The organism is Rhizorhabdus dicambivorans (genome assembly GCF_002355275.1).
GTDB lineage: Bacteria > Pseudomonadota > Alphaproteobacteria > Sphingomonadales > Sphingomonadaceae > Rhizorhabdus > Rhizorhabdus dicambivorans.
In genome coordinates, this window is the sequence record NZ_CP023449.1 from 477,395 (window position 1) to 491,809 (window position 14,415).

Below are 14,415 nucleotides of genomic sequence, written 5' to 3' on the forward strand. Positions count from 1 at the left end.
CGGTCGGCGCCGACCGTCAGCGAACGGGCGATCCCCGTCATCGCGGCGGAGCCCTGCGCCGCGTCGGTGGCGGTGGCGCTGATCTCGGCGGCCTGCTCGCGGATATGGTCGTTGCGCCGGCCGCGTCGCGGACATTGGCGCTGATCCGCTCGCCGGCGGCGCGGTTGCGCGCGACGGTGCCGTCGATCGTCGAGGCGATCCCGTCGAGCGTGGCGATGGCGGTCTCGATGCCGGCCTGGCCGGCGGCGACGCTGCCGACCCCGCTCTGCACGCCGGCGATGCGGGGGGCGATGCGGCGCGCCGCGTCGCGGGTCTGCTGGGCCAGCGTCTTCACCTCGGCGGCGACCACCGCGAAGCCGCGTCCGGACTCGCCGGCGCGTGCCGCCTCGATCGTGGCGTTGAGCGCCAGCAGGTTGATCTTGCGGGCGATGGCGTCGATCGCCTCGACCACCTCGCCGATCTCGCGGGTCGCCTCGCTCAGCTGGCGCGCGCGCAGGCCGCCCTGCTCGATCAGCGCGCCGACCCGGGCGGTCGAGGCACGCGCCTGGCCGACCTCGCGGCCCAGCCCTTCCAGCTCCTCGACGAGCTGGCGGCCCTGGGTCGCAATCTCCCCGACATTGTCGGCGGCCTGCGCGGCGGCGGCCATCACCGACAGCCCCTTGGCACCGACATCGCCGGCCTGGTCGTTCATCGTCCGGGCGGCGTTCTGAAGCTGGTTCGAAGCACCCTCGATCTCGCTCGACATCAGCGCCGCCTCGGCGCGCATCGCCTCCGACGCCTCGGCGATCTTGCGCAATTGCCGCGCGCGCCGCGCCGCCACCGCCGCCTCGCGGTCGGCCGCCATGCGCAGCAGCGTCCGCCCGCTGATCGCGCCGAGGAAGCGGCCCCGCTCGGTCAGGATCAGCGCATCATGGCCGCCGCCATCGGCGATCAGCGCGAAGAGATGGCCGAGCCCGGCGTCGAGCTCGGCCACCGGCACGTCGCTCACGAACCCGTCGAGGCTGCGATAGAGGCTGCGATTGTCGAGCAGCGCATGGCCGAACGGATTGAGCAGCAGCCGGCGGACATCGCGCTCGAGCACCGCGCCGACCGGCCGGCCGTCGCCATCGACCACCGGCAGCGCCTCCAGCTCCGGCTGGGCGCGGAAGCGGGCGATCACCTCGCGCAGGCCGGCGTCGGCGGCGATCGTCTGGGCGGTCATCGCGGCCCGCAACGCATCATCCTGCGTCAGACCGGGCACGATCGCGAAATGGCGGCTCATCATCAGGCTCCTCGAACGGAGCCCTAGGCCCTGCCTGGTAAACAGGGGGTAAGCCGGGCGTGACAGTTTGATGAAAGTTCGATGAAATTCAGTTGCTTATCCCTGCGGGGGCAGGGCGGCGTCCTCGGCCTTCTCGGTGGTCAGGCCGTGCTTCATCAGCATCGGCACATTGGCCAGCGCGAACAGCAGGGTCGCCGGCATCGCCCCCCACAGCTTGTAGCCGAGCCAGAATTCCATGCTCGTCGTCCGCCACACCGCCTCGTTCGCCACCGCCATCGCGACGAAGAACAGGCACCAGTTGCGGGTCAGCTTGGTCCAGCCGAGATCGGTGAGGCCGGGATAGGCCTGGCCCAGCACCAGCTTGAGAGTCGGCCGGTCGGTGATCAGGCCGAAACCCAGGATCGCGGCGACCATCAGATAATAGACGGTGGGCTTCATCTTGATGAAGGTGGCGTCGTGCAGCCAGACGGTCAGCCCGCCGAACACCAGCACCATCGCCCCGGAGAAGAGCAGCATCGCCGAGACCTTGCGGACCATGATCCAGGACGCGGCGATCGCGGCGAAGGTAGCGGCCATGAACACGCCGGTCGACAGCACGATATTCTTGGTCAGCCAATAGGCGACCAGATAGACCAGCAGCGGGCCGAGATCGATCGCCAGCTTTATCCCGGCGGGAGGCTCGCGGCCCTTGTCGGCCGGCTTCAACGCAACATCACCCATTATCTGGCAATCCTCTCGACGCCCGCGATCGCGCGGGCCACCTCGGCGGGGTCGAACGGCTTGAGATCGTCGATGCTTTCCCCCAGCCCGATCGCGTGGACCGGCATGCCGTAGCGCTCGGCCGCCGCGACCAGCACGCCGCCGCGCGCGGTGCCGTCCAGCTTGGTCATGATCAGGCCGGTCACGCCCGCCGTCTCCTTGAATATCTCGATCTGGCTCAGCGCATTCTGTCCGGTGGTGGCGTCGAGCACGAGCAGAACGTCGTGCGGCGCCGCCGGGTTCAGCCGGCCAAGCACCCTCCTGATCTTCGCCAGTTCGTCCATCAGGCCAGTCTTGTTCTGCAGACGACCGGCGGTGTCGACGATCAGCACGTCGATGCCCTTCTCGGTGCCCTGCTTGACCCCCTCGAACACCAGGCCGGCGGCGTCGCCGCCCTCCTTACCGCTGATGATCGGCACGCCGATGCGGTCGGCCCACACGGTGAGCTGGCCGATCGCGGCGGCGCGGAAGGTGTCGCCTGCCACCAGCATCACCGCATAGTCCTGCTCCTGAAGCATATGGGCGAGCTTGGCGATGGTGGTGGTCTTGCCCGATCCGTTGACGCCGATGACGAGGATCACCTGCGGGCGCGGAAAGGCCTCGATCTCCAGCGGCTTGGCGACCGGGGCCAGCACCTTCTCGATCTCCTGCGCGACGATCTCGCGCAGGGTGCGTTCGTCCAGCCCCTTCTCGAACAGCTCGCCGTCCAGCCGCGCGCGGATGCGGCCGGCGGTGGCGGGCCCCAGGTCGGAGGCGATCAGCGCCTCCTCGATCTCGTCGAGCGTCGCCGCGTCGAGCGCGGCCTTGCCGCCGCCCAGCAGCCCGGTGAGATTCTCACCGAGCCGGTCGGAGGTCTTGCGGAAGCCCCCGAACAATTTCTCGTGCCAGCGCGCTTCGCTCATGAAATCCTGCCGATGAGGCCGTCGCTATCGAGGCCGGTGATGATGGTGTCCGCGATCACGCCCGGGGCGGGTGCGGCGCCCCCGAAACGCACGGGCGCGAAATTGGGCGCATGGCCGGTGCCGCCGCGCTCGGCCAGCACCGCCTGGGTGGTGCCGATCAGGGTGCCGAGCCAGGCCGTGCGCCGCGCCTCGGCGCGCTCGCGCAGGAGCGCGGCACGGCGGCGGATCGTCGCCCGGTCGAGCTGCGGCATCCGCGCGGCCGGGGTGCCGGCGCGCGGCGAATAGGGGAAGATGTGGCCGAACACGATGTCGCAATCGTCGATCAGCGCGGCGCTGTTCGCGGCCATCGCCTCGTCCTCGGTCGGGAAGCCGGCGATCAGGTCGGCGCCGATCGCGATCTCGGGCCGCGCCGTCTTCAGCCGTTCGACCATCGCTACCGCCTGGGCGCGGCTGTGGCGGCGCTTCATCCGCTTGAGGGTCAGGTCGTCGCCGGCCTGGAGCGAGAGGTGGAGGTGCGGCATGATCCGCGCCTCCTGGGTGAGCAGCGCGAACAGCCGGTCGTCGATCTCGACAGAATCGAGCGAGGACAGGCGCAGCCGCTCGAGCTCGGGCACATGGGCCAGGATGCGCTCGACGAGCTGGCCCAGGCTGGGGCTGCCCGGCAGGTCGGGGCCGTAGCTGGTCAGGTCGACTCCGGTCAGCACCACCTCCCGGTGGCCCTCCGCGACCAGTGCGCGGATGCGGTCGATCACCAGCCCGGCGGGGACCGAGCGGCTGTTGCCGCGTCCATAGGGAATCACGCAGAAGGTGCAGCGATGGTCGCAGCCATTCTGCACCTCGACGAAGGCGCGGGCGTGGTTGCCGAACGCGGCGGCCATGTGCGGCGCGGTCTCGTGGACGGCCATGATGTCGGAGACATGGATGTCCGCCCGCGCGGGCCGTTCGAAGGCGAGCAGGTCGGCGCGGCCCTTCTCGGCATTGCCGATCACGCGCGCCACCTCGGGCATGGCGGCGAACATCGCCGGGTCGGTCTGCGCCGCGCAGCCGGTGACCACGATCCGCGCATCGGGGCGGCGCCTGGCCGCCTGGCGGATCGCCTTGCGCGCCTGCTTCACCGCCTCGGCGGTGACGGCGCAGCTGTTGACGATGATCAGGTCGTCCGCGTCGCCCGCCGCGTCGCGCATCGCCTCGCTCTCGGCGATGTTGAGCCGGCAGCCGAGGGTGATCAGCTCGGGGCCGCTCATCCGAACCGGCTCAGGTCCGTCTCGGCGGTGAACACATGGGTGGCGGGGCCGGTCATGCGGATCGGCCTGCCCGGCGCCCAGTCGATCGTCAGCGGGCCGCCGGGCAGCGTCACCGTCACCGGCGAATCGACCAGCCCGGCGCGGATCGCCGCGACGGCGGTCGCGCAGGCGCCGGTGCCACAGGCGTCGGTCAGGCCGACGCCGCGTTCCCAGACGCGCAGGCGGATGTTGCCGCGATCGTCGACGCTCGCGACATTGACGTTGATCCGGGCGGGGAACAGCGGATCGGTCTCGATCAGCGGGCCCAGCCGGTCGAGCGGCACCGCGTCGGTCTCGGGCACGAAGAAGATGACGTGCGGATTGCCGACATTGACGGCGGCGGGCGATTCCAGCTCCTCCCAGCCGACCGGCATCGCGCGCGTGTCCATCGCATAGGCCAGCGGGATCGCATCCCATTCGAAGCGCGGCTCGCCCAGATCGACCGACACCTGATCGCCGATGCTGGTGCCTTCGAGCATCCCGCCCAGGCTCTCGATCGTCGCGGTGCCGCCGAGCAGGCTGACCACACAGCGTGTCGCGTTGCCGCACGCCTCCACCTCGCCGCCATCGGCGTTGAAGATCCGCATCCTGGCATCGGCTATGTCGGAGCGCTCGAGCAGGATCAGTTGGTCGCAGCCTACCCCGGTCTTGCGATCGGCAAGCGCCCGCGCCCGCCGCTCCGTGATCTCCACGGGCGCCGCGCGCGCATCGATCACGACGAAATCATTGCCGAGACCGTGCATCTTGTGAAAGCGGACCTGCATCGCCCGCGCGACTTAGGGATTTGGGGGTGGGAAGTCCATAACGGCCCTGAAGATCCTCCCCGCCCTCTGGGCAGGGAGGATTTGGAGCCTTTCACGATCCGATTGCATCGGCTCGTCCGCTCTAGTTCATTGTTTTACCGCGATTTCCGAGTCGGCAGATGTTTCCATCTGCCTAGAAATCGCTCGAGTCACGCCCGCTTGCGCCGTGCCGCCTGGCGCATCGTCAGCGCGCCGGCCTTGGCGCTGGGGCTGGCCGCGTTGAGCAGGCCGCGTTCGGCGAGCAGCGCGCGGGTTGCGCGGGCGGGGGCGGGGCGGCCGAAATGCCAGCCCTGCGCGGTCGGGCATGCGATCGAGCCCAGCATCGTCGCGATCTCGGCATTCTCGACGCCCTCGGCCATCGCCGGCACGCCCAGGCTCTGCGCGAGCGAGACGATCATGCGGACCAGCGCGGCCGCGTCGGCATCCTCCGCCATGCGCAGCACGAAGCTGCGGTCGATCTTGATCCGGTCGAGCGGCAGCGCGCGCAGATGGGTGAGGCTGGAATAGCCCGTGCCGAAATCGTCGAGCACCACGCGGACGCCCTGGTTGCGCAGGCTGCCGACGATCGCGGAGGCGAAGCCGAGATTCTCGAACAGCGCCGCCTCGGTGATCTCGACTTCCAGCCGCTCGGCGGGGAAGCCGCGCTCGGACAGCAGCTTGACGATCTTCTGCGCCAGCCAGGAGTCGCGCATCTGCGACGGGCTGATGTTGACGCCGAGGCGCAGCGACGGGTCCCAATGGCGCGCTTCCTCTATGCCGGCGCGCATCACCGACATCGAAAGCTCGCCGATCAGGCCCGATTCCTCGGCGATCGGGATGAACAGCGACGGCTCCAATATGCCCAGCTCGGGATGTTCCCAGCGGGCCAGCAGCTCGAAGCCGATCAGCGCGCCGGTGGCAAGGTCGACCTGTGGTTCGAACCAGGGGACGATCTGGCCGGCGGGAATGCCCGCGCGCAGGCCCAGCTCGATCTCGTTCCTCAGCTCCAGCTCGCGCTCCATGCTGGCGTCGAACCAGGCGCGCTGGTTCCGCCCCGCGCGCTTGGCGGCATAGAGGGCGATGTCCGAGCGGCGCATCAGCGTATCGACGGTGCGGCAGCCGGGCTCGGTGCGGGCGATGCCCATCGATGCGCCGATCCGCGCCTCCACCCCGCCGATCAGGAACGGCTGGGCCATCCGCGCCAATATGTCGTCGGCGATGCGGTCGATCGCCATCGGCTGCGACGGATCGAACAGCACCGCGCAGGCGAACTCGTCGCCGCCCAGCCGGGCCGCCAGCGCATCGGCGGGCAGCGGCGCGACGATCGCGTCGGAGGCGGCGCGGAGCAGCTGATCGCCGGCGAGATGGCCGTGCAGGTCGTTGACCGACTTGAAATGGTCGAGGTCGATCATCAGCATCGCGACCGATTTGTCGCGGCCCAGCGCGCGCTCGATCAGCCGGGTGCCGCCCTCGGCCAGCGCGCGGCGGTTGAGCAGGCCGGTCAGCGGATCGCTGGTCGCCAGCTCGCTCGCCTTCGCCTCGGCGGCGCGGCGCAGGGCCACCTCGCCCTTCAGGGCGCGGTAGCGCCGCCAGCCGAGCAGGCTGAGCGCGACGTTGAGCAGCAGCACCGAGATCATCAGATTGTCGTTGACCGACAATTCGCCGCGGAAGGAGCGGAGCAGCGATCCCGCCACGGTAAAGCCCGAGGCGACGACCAGCACGACGGCGGCCAACGTGACTCCGGCGGTGAGCAGGTCACGCCGATCTTTCGGGGGGCGCGCGGAGGTGCCCTCCCTGATCGTCTTGCCTCGCATCGCCTACTCCGGATTACGCAGAAGCCCGATCCTAGGAAGGATGCGGTTTCCAAGCCTTTAACGGGGCAGGTGCCGCAATCGATTTCGGCTAAAAGAAATTGGTCCGGTTCTGGTCCAAAACGGACAGACTTTCGTTACGGAATCAGGCCAGCCGCCGAATCAGGGCGCGGCGCAGCGCGCGCAGCGGCCGCCGGAGCGGGGCGGGAAGCCGGTCGAGCGGGCCGGGCGGGGCGATATCGGTGCGCGACGGGCGCTGGTGCGCAAGCCGCGGTGCCGCCAGCCAGCAGACGAGATCAGGGCGGGAGGCCCGGAACCAGCCATAGGCGCCGTCGACATGCATCGGCCCGCCCTCGGCGCTGCGTGGCGCACGATCGAGCATCGCCTCCAGATAGGGCACCAGCCCCTCGATCGCGGCGCGGCCGAAGCCGATGCAATGGGTGGTGCGGATCACGAGATCGGGGCCGGCGCGCAACAGACGTTCCTCCCCGGGACGGGGAGGGGGACCATCCGCAGGATGGGGGAGGGGGAACGAAGCGCGCGCGACTTCAGGGGACCAGCGGAGACTGCCCACCTCCACCGGCTTAGCCGGTCCCCCTCCCCGTCCCGGGGAGGAACTCAGCTCGTAACCGCCGTAGAAGATGTCCCAGCTACTGGCATCCAGCCTGTCCAACACCGCCGGCAACCCTGCCTCGAACCCCCGGGCGAAATCGCAATCATCCTCCAGGATCAGGATGCGTCCTAACCCCTCGTCGCGCGCCTCGCGCAGCATGGCGAGATGGCTGAGGAAGCAGCCCCGTGCGCCGATGCTGGGGAAGCCGCCCGGATCGTCGGGGCGGATCGCGGGAAACAGCCGCACGCGCGGGTCGCCATAGCCGGTGCCGATCCGCGCCAGCTCGCCCGCCATCTCGGCGCGGCGGTCGGCGCGGTCGGGCAGATTGAGGACGTAGACCCGGTCGAAACTCCGGAACAGCCGTTCGGCCGGCGTCATGCCTGCCGGTCGAGCAGGTCGTGGCGGCGCAGCGCGTGGCGCAGCTGATCATAGCTGAGCTTCAGGGCCAGCGCGGTGGCGCGCTGGTTGAAGCGGCAGCGCTTCAGCGCGGCTTCGAGCAGCGCCTTCTCATGGGCCAGCACCGCCGCGCGGAAATCGTCGCAGTCGAGATTGGTGGTGGCAGTCGGGGGCGCCACCGGCTCGATCCGCGCAGGGAGCGCCGCCGTCTCCTCGGCCGCCCGCAGGGTCGATGCGGCGGCGGGCCGCCAGGGGCTGTCGAACGGATCGAACTGGATCGCATCCACCGGGGTCTCGGGGTCCTCCCAGCGATAGACCGCGCGCTCGACGACGTTGCGCAGCTCGCGGACATTGCCGGGCCAGGGATGGGCGGCAAGCTGCCGTGCGGCCTCGGCCCCGAATCCGGGCCAGTAGGGCCAGCCAAGTTCGGCGGCCATGCGCCGGCCGAAATGATCGGCCAGCACAGGTATGTCGCCCTCGCGCACGCGCAGCGGCGGCAGGGTGATGACCTCGAAGCACAGCCGGTCGAGCAGGTCGGCGCGGAAGCGGCCCTTGTCGACCAGATGGGGAAGATGCTCGTTGGTCGCCGCGACGATGCGGACATCGACCCGCACCGGGCGCGACGCGCCGATCCGGGTGACCTCGCCATATTCGACCGCGCGGAGCAGCCGCTCCTGCGCGCCCATCGACAGGGTGGCCAACTCGTCGAGGAACAGCGTGCCGCCATCGGCTTCCTCGAAGCGGCCCTGGCGCGCCTTGGTGGCGCCGGTGAACGCGCCCGCCTCATGGCCGAACAGCTCGGCCTCGATCAGCGTCTCGGGCAGCGCGGCGCAGTTCATGGTGACGAGCGGCCCGTCCCAGCGCTGCGACAGGCGATGGAGCCGCTCGGCGACCAGTTCCTTGCCGGTGCCGCGCTCGCCGATCACCAGCACGGGGCGGTTGAGCGCGGCCGCCCGGCTCGCCCGCTCGACCGAGTCGAGGAAGGCGTAGGACTGGCCGATGAACTGGGCTTCGCGCTCCATGGCGGATAGTTGGCGTATTTTCCCAAGTCTTGGCAATGACAAAATGCGCCGAGTACATCCGCAGCGGTCGAAAGCCCCGGAAAATCGTGGAATTGGAAATTGGCACACTTCCTGCTGAGATGATCAGCAATTGCCGTATCGAGCGTTACAAGGAGCCTGACCGATGGGAATCTTCTCCCGCACAAGAGACATCATCGCCGCCAATGTCACCGACCTGCTCGACAAGGCGGAAGACCCGGCGAAGATGATCCGCATGATCATCCTCGAGATGGAGGAGACGCTGGTCGAGGTCCGCGCTTCGGCCGCCCGCACCATCGCCGACCAGAAGGAACTGCGCCGCCAGATCACCAAGCTGGAGACGGTCCAGGCCAACTGGCTGGAGAAGGCGGAACTGGCGCTGTCGAAGGACCGCGAGGACCTGGCCAAGGCCGCGCTGGTCGAAAAGCAGAAGGCCGCCGATCTGGGCGAGCAGCTGCAGGACGAGATCGCGCTGCTCGACGAGTCGCTGAAGGCGTCCGAGGCCGACATCGCCAAGCTGCAGGGCAAGCTGCGCGAGGCGCGCGCCCGCCAGAACAGCATCGTCACCCGTCTGGAATCGGCCAACAACCGCGCCCGGATGCGGGAGATGTATGCCGGCGCCAAGGTCGACGAGGCCTTCTCGCGCTTCGAGGTGCTCGAGCGCCGGGTCGACTATGCCGAGGGCCGCGCCGAGGCGGCGGGCATGGGCGCCGCGCCCAAGACGCTCGACGAGGAGATCGCCGAACTGCGCTCGTCGGACAAGGTCGATGCCGAACTGGCCGCGCTGAAGGCCAGGACCCAGGGCAAGGGAGCCTGATAGATGGAAGATACGCTCGTCCCGATCGTCGTCGTCGGCATCCTCTTCCTGGGTCTGCCCTGGATCATCTTCCACTATGTCACCCAGTGGAAGAAGAACGGCAGCCTGACCGTCGAGGACGAGAATCTGCTCGACGAGATGCACGTCCTGGCGCGCCGGCTCGATGAGCGGCTGGGGACGCTGGAACGGATCCTCGATACCCAGGATCCCGCCTGGCGCCCCCGCACCGCCGACCGCACCCGTGATGAAGAGTGGCGCCGCGACAACTGAGGTCGCAGGCCGCCCCACAACAGGAAGGAGTTTGCAATGTCCGCCCGCCGCACGAAATTCTATCTCGACAAGCGCAACCGCAAATGGCTGGGCGTCTGTGCCGGGATCGCCGACTATACCGGCGTCGACGTCACCCTGGTCCGGGTCGGCACCGTGCTGCTCACCCTGATCGGCGGTTTTCCCTGGACGGTCGTGGCCTATCTGATGGTCAACTGGCTGGCCAGCGACAAGCCCGGCGAATTCTACGAGACCAGCCGCGAGGACGAGAAATTCTGGCAGACGGTCCGTGCCCGCCCCGGTACTTCGGTCCGCGACGTCCGCGCCAAGTTCCGCGACATCGATCGCCGGATCGCCGACATCGAGGCGCATGTGACCAGCCACAACTCGTCGCTCGCCCGCGAAATCGACGCGCTTCGCTGAATATTTCAGACGTCAAGGCCTACGCGACATAATATTACGAGTTTTCGGATTTTCGTCGAAACGGCCATGTCGTTTGTCGAAAAATACGACAAACATGTCTGTAAACAGTCATCGGCTCGCAGTTTAGGGGTCTGAACGATGAACGTGGTCTTCGCCTTCCTTGCGCTGAGCATTCCGATCCTCGCCATCCTCGGCTGGGTCGTCACCGACTGGCTCCGCTTCAAGGAGAAGCAGATCGGGGCGATTTCCTCCGAAGCCGCCGAGAAGGCCGCCCAATATGTGGCCAAGACCGAGCGGCTGGAACAGCGGGTCGCGGTGCTCGAACGCATCATTACCGACCGTTCGGCGGTTCTCGCCGACCAGATAGACGGCCTGCGCGACAAGCCGCTCAACTGAATCGCGCTACGGAGAATCAACGATGAACCCGTTCGAAATGGTGGTGCTGATCGTCGCGATCACCGCGATCGCGAGCATCTTCCGCGCCAAATATGGCGTCGTCCGCCGCAACAAGGGCGAGGATTATGTCCGCCCGCAGGACGATGCCGAGAACCAGCGGCTCCGAGAGGAACTGCGCACGCTCAAGGAGCGGGTCGCGGTGCTCGAGCGGATCGCCACCGAGAATGACCGCGGCCTGTCGCTCGATCGCGAGATCGAGGCGCTTCGCAACCGCGATTGAAACGAGGGAACAGGACGATGACCGATCCCACCACTTTGTTGACGATGAGCGGCGCCGCGCTGATCGGGCTGTGCGTGCTCGCCTGGGCCGCGCTGAGCGGCTGGCGCGGCTGGCTGGAGCTCGAACGGATGAAGTTCGAACGCCGTGGCGGCGCCCCGGTCGAGCCGGCCGCATCGCCGTCGCCGGCCGCGCGCATCGAACTCGCCGACCTGAAGGAGCGGGTCCGCAAGCTGGAGGCGATCGCCGCCGGCGTGGATCTCTGATCGCCGAAACCGCCGTTCGCGCCCGCCCCCGCCGGGCGGCCGGGCCCCGATCATGAGGGGCTTTGGGTTGCGATGCCTCCTTCCGCGCCTTATGGCGGCGCGATGACAGTCTATTTGCATCAGGAAGACCTGCCCGAGGGCGCGCTCGGCCCGGGCCCGGTCGCGGTCGATACCGAGACGATGGGGCTGATCACCCCGCGCGACCGGCTCTGCCTCGTCCAGATCTCGGACGGCGGCGGCGACGAACATCTCGTCCGCTTCATGCCGGGCAGCGACTATGCCTGCCCGAATCTGCGCGCGGTGCTGGCCGATCCGAACCGTCTGAAGCTCTATCATTTCGCGCGCTTCGACCTTGCCGCGATCAAGCATTATATCGGGGTGAACGCCGCCCCGGTCTATTGCACCAAGACCGCGTCGCGGCTGATCCGCACCTATACCGATCGTCACGGCCTGAAGGAGCTGGTCCGCGAGCTGCTCGGCCAGGAGGTGTCGAAGCAGCAGCAGTCGTCCGACTGGGGCGCCGCCGACCTGAGCGAGGCGCAAAAGGAATATGCCGCCTCCGACGTGCGCTACCTGCACGCGATGCGCGCCATCCTCGACGAGCGGCTGGCCCGCGAGGGGCGCACTGCTCTGGCCCAGGCCTGTTTCGACTTCCTCCCCGCCCGTGCCGAGCTCGACCTCGCCGGCTGGCCGGAGATCGACATCTTCGCGCATGTGTGATGCATGACCCACTTGCGTCATTCCCGCGAAAGCGGGAATCCATGGACGCGGGTATGTAGAGGTTCCTGAATGTCCGAACTCGCCGATCGCGCGCGCAGCCAACGCCAGCTCTGGGCCGCGAGCGGCAGCAGCCATGACCGGGTCATCGCGATCCTGCGGATCGTGCTGCCGGCGGCGATCGGTGTGCTCGTCGTGCTGCTCGCGCTGGCGCCGCTGACGGTCGGGCGCGACATCAGCTTCGTGCTCTCCAAGGACCGGGTCGAGGTGGCGCGCGAACGGATGCGGGTCAGTACCGCCACCTATCGCGGCCAGGATTCGAAGGGCCAGCCCTTCCAGCTCACCGCCGGATCGGCGGTCCAGGTCAGCTCGCGCGATCCGGTTGTGCGGCTCCAGACCCTCGCCGCGGAGATCCAGCTGCCCGAGGGGCCGGCGAAGATCGTCGCCGGCCATGGCCGCTACGACATGGACAGCGAGAAGGTGGCGATCGACGGCCCGGTACGCTTCCGATCGGCCGACGGCTACAATATCGAGACCCGCGACGTCGGCATCGACCTCAAGACCCGCCAGGTGGCCAGCCAGGGTCCGGTCGACGGGCGGATGAACATCGGCCGCTTCTCGGGCGATCGCTTCACGGCCGATCTCAACAGCCGGGTGGTGGTGCTGGAGGGCCGTGCCCGCTTGCATATCGATCAGCGGCAGGCCAGAGCGGCACCGAAGCAGAGTCGGAGGATCGGTTGATGAGGCGTGTTCGGCTGGCGGCGTTGATGCTGGCTGTGGCCATGACCGGCGCCATCGGCCCGGTGGCGGCGCAGACCGTGAATTCGCTGAAAAACCATGATTCGAACGCCCCGGTGGATTTCGCCGCCGACCGGATCGAGCTGCAGGACCGCGCCGACCGCGCGGTGCTGACCGGCAATGTCGACGTGACCCAGGGCGACATGCGGCTGCGCGCGGCGCGGGTCACCATCGCCTATTCGGGCGGCGGCCAGACCCAGGTCAACCGGATGGACGCCTCGGGCGGGGTGGTGCTGACCACCGCGACCGAGACGGCGCGCTCCTCCTACGCCATCTATGATCTGCGCACCCGGCTCGTCACGATGATCGGCAATGTCGTGATCAGCCGCGCCGGCAAGGGCGAAACCCGTGGCAACCGGCTGGTGCTCAACATGAACAGCGGCCAGGCCAGCCTCAACGGCGGCGGCACCGGCGGCCGCGTGACCGGTCGCTTCACGCCCCCGCCGCGCCCGGCGGGCAAGAACTGACTCCAGCGCGCCGCCCCGGCGGAGGCCGGGGCCGTAACCGGTTCCTGTGATAGCGGGATGGCAAACTCTCGCGGCCCCGGCCTCCGCCGGGGCGGCGGCTGGCACAGCGTCTCATTTAAGCAACTTGCCGTCTTCGAAATCGGCATGCACGAAGCTTGCCAGTTTTCATCGGGCGCGGGCTTCGCTAAATCCTTCCATCAAGAACACGCCCTCGGGACGACCACGCATGAACGATACCGCCACGATCGAACGCCCGGCCGGCCCTGACGGGACCGGGGTGGTGCGCGGGCTTTCGGTCGTCTCGATCGCCAAGACCTACGACAAGCGGCAGGTGCTGACCGACATCTCGCTCGATGTCGCGCGCGGCGAGGTGGTCGGGCTGCTCGGCCCCAATGGCGCGGGCAAGACGACCTGCTTCTATTCGGTGATGGGCCTGGTTCGCCCCGATGCGGGCCGCATCCTGCTCGACGGCGACGACATCACCACCCTGCCGATGTACCGCCGCGCGATCCTCGGCCTCGGCTATCTGCCGCAGGAAACCTCGATCTTCCGCGGCCTCACCGTTGCGCAGAACATCTCGGCGGTGCTCGAACTGATCGAGCCCGACAAGGCGGTGCGCGCCGAGCGGCTCGACGGGCTGCTGGCCGAATTCCACCTGACCCATCTGCGCGATTCGGCAGCGATGGCGCTGTCGGGCGGCGAGCGGCGGCGCTGCGAGATTGCCCGCGCACTGGCCGCCGATCCGTCGATCATGCTGCTCGACGAGCCCTTCGCCGGCATCGATCCGATCTCCATCGCCGACATCCGCGAGCTGGTGCGCGATCTCAAGAGCCGCGACATCGGCGTGCTGATCACCGACCATAATGTCCGCGAGACGCTCGATATCGTCGATCGCGCCTGCATCATCTATGATGGCAAGGTGCTGTTCCAGGGCAGCCCGGCGGCGCTAGTCGCCGATCCCAATGTGCGCCGCCTCTACCTGGGCGAGGGCTTCTCGCTCTGACGATGGCGCAGCAAGCCACATCGGGATCACACGCACCGCATCGGCACGCTATTGCCGTCATGCTGAACTTGTTTCAGCATCCACCCATCATCCTGACGGTCCACGCCCGTGGCACGGTGGATGCTGAAACAAGTTCA

The 14,415-nt window shown here is 68.5% G+C and carries 18 protein-coding genes; 10 read left to right on the forward strand and 8 right to left on the reverse strand.

Annotated features, from left to right (window positions below; all coding sequences use genetic code 11):
- Nucleotides 1-37 precede the first annotated feature (37 nt).
- From CMV14_RS02280 to pspF, 8 genes are all read right to left on the reverse strand, one after another.
- Nucleotides 38-1,261: a methyl-accepting chemotaxis protein gene (locus tag CMV14_RS02280; RefSeq protein WP_238147169.1), complete on the reverse strand. Its 1,224-nt coding sequence runs from the start codon at nucleotides 1,259-1,261 to the stop codon at nucleotides 38-40.
- A 96-nt stretch (nucleotides 1,262-1,357) separates the two neighbouring features.
- Nucleotides 1,358-1,984 (reverse strand): septation protein A, encoded by a 627-nt coding sequence (locus tag CMV14_RS02285; protein WP_066960280.1) that lies wholly within the window; start codon nucleotides 1,982-1,984, stop codon nucleotides 1,358-1,360.
- Nucleotides 1,981-2,922, reverse strand: coding sequence for a signal recognition particle-docking protein FtsY (ftsY, locus tag CMV14_RS02290; RefSeq protein WP_066960282.1), 942 nt, complete (start codon nucleotides 2,920-2,922; stop codon nucleotides 1,981-1,983). Before ftsY ends, CMV14_RS02285 begins: the two co-directional genes overlap by 4 nt.
- Nucleotides 2,919-4,166, reverse strand: a complete 1,248-nt coding sequence (mtaB, locus tag CMV14_RS02295; RefSeq protein ID WP_066960284.1) for a tRNA (N(6)-L-threonylcarbamoyladenosine(37)-C(2))-methylthiotransferase MtaB — start codon at nucleotides 4,164-4,166, stop codon at nucleotides 2,919-2,921. Before mtaB ends, ftsY begins: the two co-directional genes overlap by 4 nt.
- The gene (dapF, locus tag CMV14_RS02300; RefSeq protein ID WP_066960285.1) at nucleotides 4,163-4,969 is read right to left on the reverse strand and encodes a diaminopimelate epimerase; all 807 of its coding nucleotides are present in this window, start codon (nucleotides 4,967-4,969) and stop codon (nucleotides 4,163-4,165) included. The genes mtaB and dapF overlap by 4 nt, the downstream gene beginning before the upstream one ends.
- Before the next feature lie 188 nt (nucleotides 4,970-5,157).
- Nucleotides 5,158-6,801, reverse strand: coding sequence for a putative bifunctional diguanylate cyclase/phosphodiesterase (locus tag CMV14_RS02305; protein WP_066960287.1), 1,644 nt, complete (start codon nucleotides 6,799-6,801; stop codon nucleotides 5,158-5,160).
- Nucleotides 6,802-6,943: 142 nt separating this feature from the next.
- Nucleotides 6,944-7,789 (reverse strand): glycosyltransferase family 25 protein, encoded by an 846-nt coding sequence (locus CMV14_RS02310; RefSeq protein WP_066960290.1) that lies wholly within the window; start codon nucleotides 7,787-7,789, stop codon nucleotides 6,944-6,946.
- Nucleotides 7,786-8,829, reverse strand: a complete 1,044-nt coding sequence (gene pspF / locus CMV14_RS02315) for a phage shock protein operon transcriptional activator (RefSeq protein ID WP_066960292.1) — start codon at nucleotides 8,827-8,829, stop codon at nucleotides 7,786-7,788. The genes CMV14_RS02310 and pspF overlap by 4 nt, the downstream gene beginning before the upstream one ends.
- 163 nt (nucleotides 8,830-8,992) lie before the next feature.
- Here pspF and pspA point away from each other — a divergent pair, with 163 nt between their 5' ends.
- The 10 genes from pspA to lptB all read left to right on the forward strand — a co-directional run bounded on the left by pspA (nucleotide 8,993) and on the right by lptB (nucleotide 14,278).
- The gene (gene pspA / locus CMV14_RS02320; protein ID WP_066960293.1) at nucleotides 8,993-9,664 is read left to right on the forward strand and encodes a phage shock protein PspA; all 672 of its coding nucleotides are present in this window, start codon (nucleotides 8,993-8,995) and stop codon (nucleotides 9,662-9,664) included.
- A gap of 3 nt (nucleotides 9,665-9,667) precedes the next feature.
- A complete protein-coding gene (gene pspB, locus CMV14_RS02325) occupies nucleotides 9,668-9,934 on the forward strand; it encodes an envelope stress response membrane protein PspB (protein WP_066960294.1) in 267 nt (88 codons plus the stop codon).
- Between the two features lie 36 nt (nucleotides 9,935-9,970).
- Nucleotides 9,971-10,354, forward strand: a complete 384-nt coding sequence (gene pspC / locus CMV14_RS02330; protein WP_066960296.1) for an envelope stress response membrane protein PspC — start codon at nucleotides 9,971-9,973, stop codon at nucleotides 10,352-10,354.
- Between the two features lie 138 nt (nucleotides 10,355-10,492).
- Complete coding sequence (locus CMV14_RS02335; RefSeq protein ID WP_066960298.1) at nucleotides 10,493-10,750, forward strand: hypothetical protein; 258 nt, start codon at nucleotides 10,493-10,495, stop codon at nucleotides 10,748-10,750.
- Between the two features lie 22 nt (nucleotides 10,751-10,772).
- A complete protein-coding gene (locus CMV14_RS02340) occupies nucleotides 10,773-11,030 on the forward strand; it encodes an MreC domain-containing protein (RefSeq protein ID WP_066960300.1) in 258 nt (85 codons plus the stop codon).
- Between the two features lie 17 nt (nucleotides 11,031-11,047).
- Nucleotides 11,048-11,293 carry a hypothetical protein gene (locus CMV14_RS02345; protein ID WP_066960302.1) on the forward strand — a complete coding sequence of 82 codons (246 nt, stop codon included), beginning with the start codon at nucleotides 11,048-11,050 and terminating at the stop codon, nucleotides 11,291-11,293.
- 102 nt (nucleotides 11,294-11,395) lie between these two features.
- Nucleotides 11,396-12,013 (forward strand): ribonuclease D, encoded by a 618-nt coding sequence (locus CMV14_RS02350; RefSeq protein ID WP_066960447.1) that lies wholly within the window; start codon nucleotides 11,396-11,398, stop codon nucleotides 12,011-12,013.
- 69 nt (nucleotides 12,014-12,082) lie between these two features.
- Nucleotides 12,083-12,751 carry an LPS export ABC transporter periplasmic protein LptC gene (gene lptC / locus CMV14_RS02355; protein WP_066960304.1) on the forward strand — a complete coding sequence of 223 codons (669 nt, stop codon included), beginning with the start codon at nucleotides 12,083-12,085 and terminating at the stop codon, nucleotides 12,749-12,751.
- A complete protein-coding gene (locus CMV14_RS02360) occupies nucleotides 12,751-13,275 on the forward strand; it encodes an LptA/OstA family protein (RefSeq protein WP_066960306.1) in 525 nt (174 codons plus the stop codon). Before lptC ends, CMV14_RS02360 begins: the two co-directional genes overlap by 1 nt.
- 226 nt (nucleotides 13,276-13,501) lie before the next feature.
- On the forward strand, nucleotides 13,502-14,278 hold the full coding sequence (lptB, locus tag CMV14_RS02365) for an LPS export ABC transporter ATP-binding protein (protein ID WP_066960308.1): 777 nt from the start codon (nucleotides 13,502-13,504) through the stop codon (nucleotides 14,276-14,278).
- Nucleotides 14,279-14,415 lie beyond the last annotated feature (137 nt).

Bases quoted from the DNA above. Each gene is read 5' to 3' on its own strand.
- lptC (WP_066960304.1), top strand. From the start codon at position 12,083: ATGTCCGAACTCGCCGATCGCGCGCGCAGCCAACGCCAGCTCTGGGCC.
- pspF (WP_066960292.1), bottom strand. From the start codon at position 8,829: ATGGAGCGCGAAGCCCAGTTCATCGGCCAGTCCTACGCCTTCCTCGAC.
- dapF (WP_066960285.1), bottom strand. From the start codon at position 4,969: ATGCAGGTCCGCTTTCACAAGATGCACGGTCTCGGCAATGATTTCGTC.
- CMV14_RS02350 (WP_066960447.1), top strand. From the start codon at position 11,396: ATGACAGTCTATTTGCATCAGGAAGACCTGCCCGAGGGCGCGCTCGGC.
- mtaB (WP_066960284.1), bottom strand. From the start codon at position 4,166: ATGAGCGGCCCCGAGCTGATCACCCTCGGCTGCCGGCTCAACATCGCC.
- pspB (WP_066960294.1), top strand. From the start codon at position 9,668: ATGGAAGATACGCTCGTCCCGATCGTCGTCGTCGGCATCCTCTTCCTG.
- pspC (WP_066960296.1), top strand. From the start codon at position 9,971: ATGTCCGCCCGCCGCACGAAATTCTATCTCGACAAGCGCAACCGCAAA.
- CMV14_RS02310 (WP_066960290.1), bottom strand. From the start codon at position 7,789: ATGACGCCGGCCGAACGGCTGTTCCGGAGTTTCGACCGGGTCTACGTC.
- CMV14_RS02335 (WP_066960298.1), top strand. From the start codon at position 10,493: ATGAACGTGGTCTTCGCCTTCCTTGCGCTGAGCATTCCGATCCTCGCC.
- ftsY (WP_066960282.1), bottom strand. From the start codon at position 2,922: ATGAGCGAAGCGCGCTGGCACGAGAAATTGTTCGGGGGCTTCCGCAAG.
- CMV14_RS02360 (WP_066960306.1), top strand. From the start codon at position 12,751: ATGAGGCGTGTTCGGCTGGCGGCGTTGATGCTGGCTGTGGCCATGACC.
- CMV14_RS02345 (WP_066960302.1), top strand. From the start codon at position 11,048: ATGACCGATCCCACCACTTTGTTGACGATGAGCGGCGCCGCGCTGATC.
- CMV14_RS02305 (WP_066960287.1), bottom strand. From the start codon at position 6,801: ATGCGAGGCAAGACGATCAGGGAGGGCACCTCCGCGCGCCCCCCGAAA.
- CMV14_RS02280 (WP_238147169.1), bottom strand. From the start codon at position 1,261: ATGAGCCGCCATTTCGCGATCGTGCCCGGTCTGACGCAGGATGATGCG.
- lptB (WP_066960308.1), top strand. From the start codon at position 13,502: ATGAACGATACCGCCACGATCGAACGCCCGGCCGGCCCTGACGGGACC.
- CMV14_RS02340 (WP_066960300.1), top strand. From the start codon at position 10,773: ATGAACCCGTTCGAAATGGTGGTGCTGATCGTCGCGATCACCGCGATC.
- pspA (WP_066960293.1), top strand. From the start codon at position 8,993: ATGGGAATCTTCTCCCGCACAAGAGACATCATCGCCGCCAATGTCACC.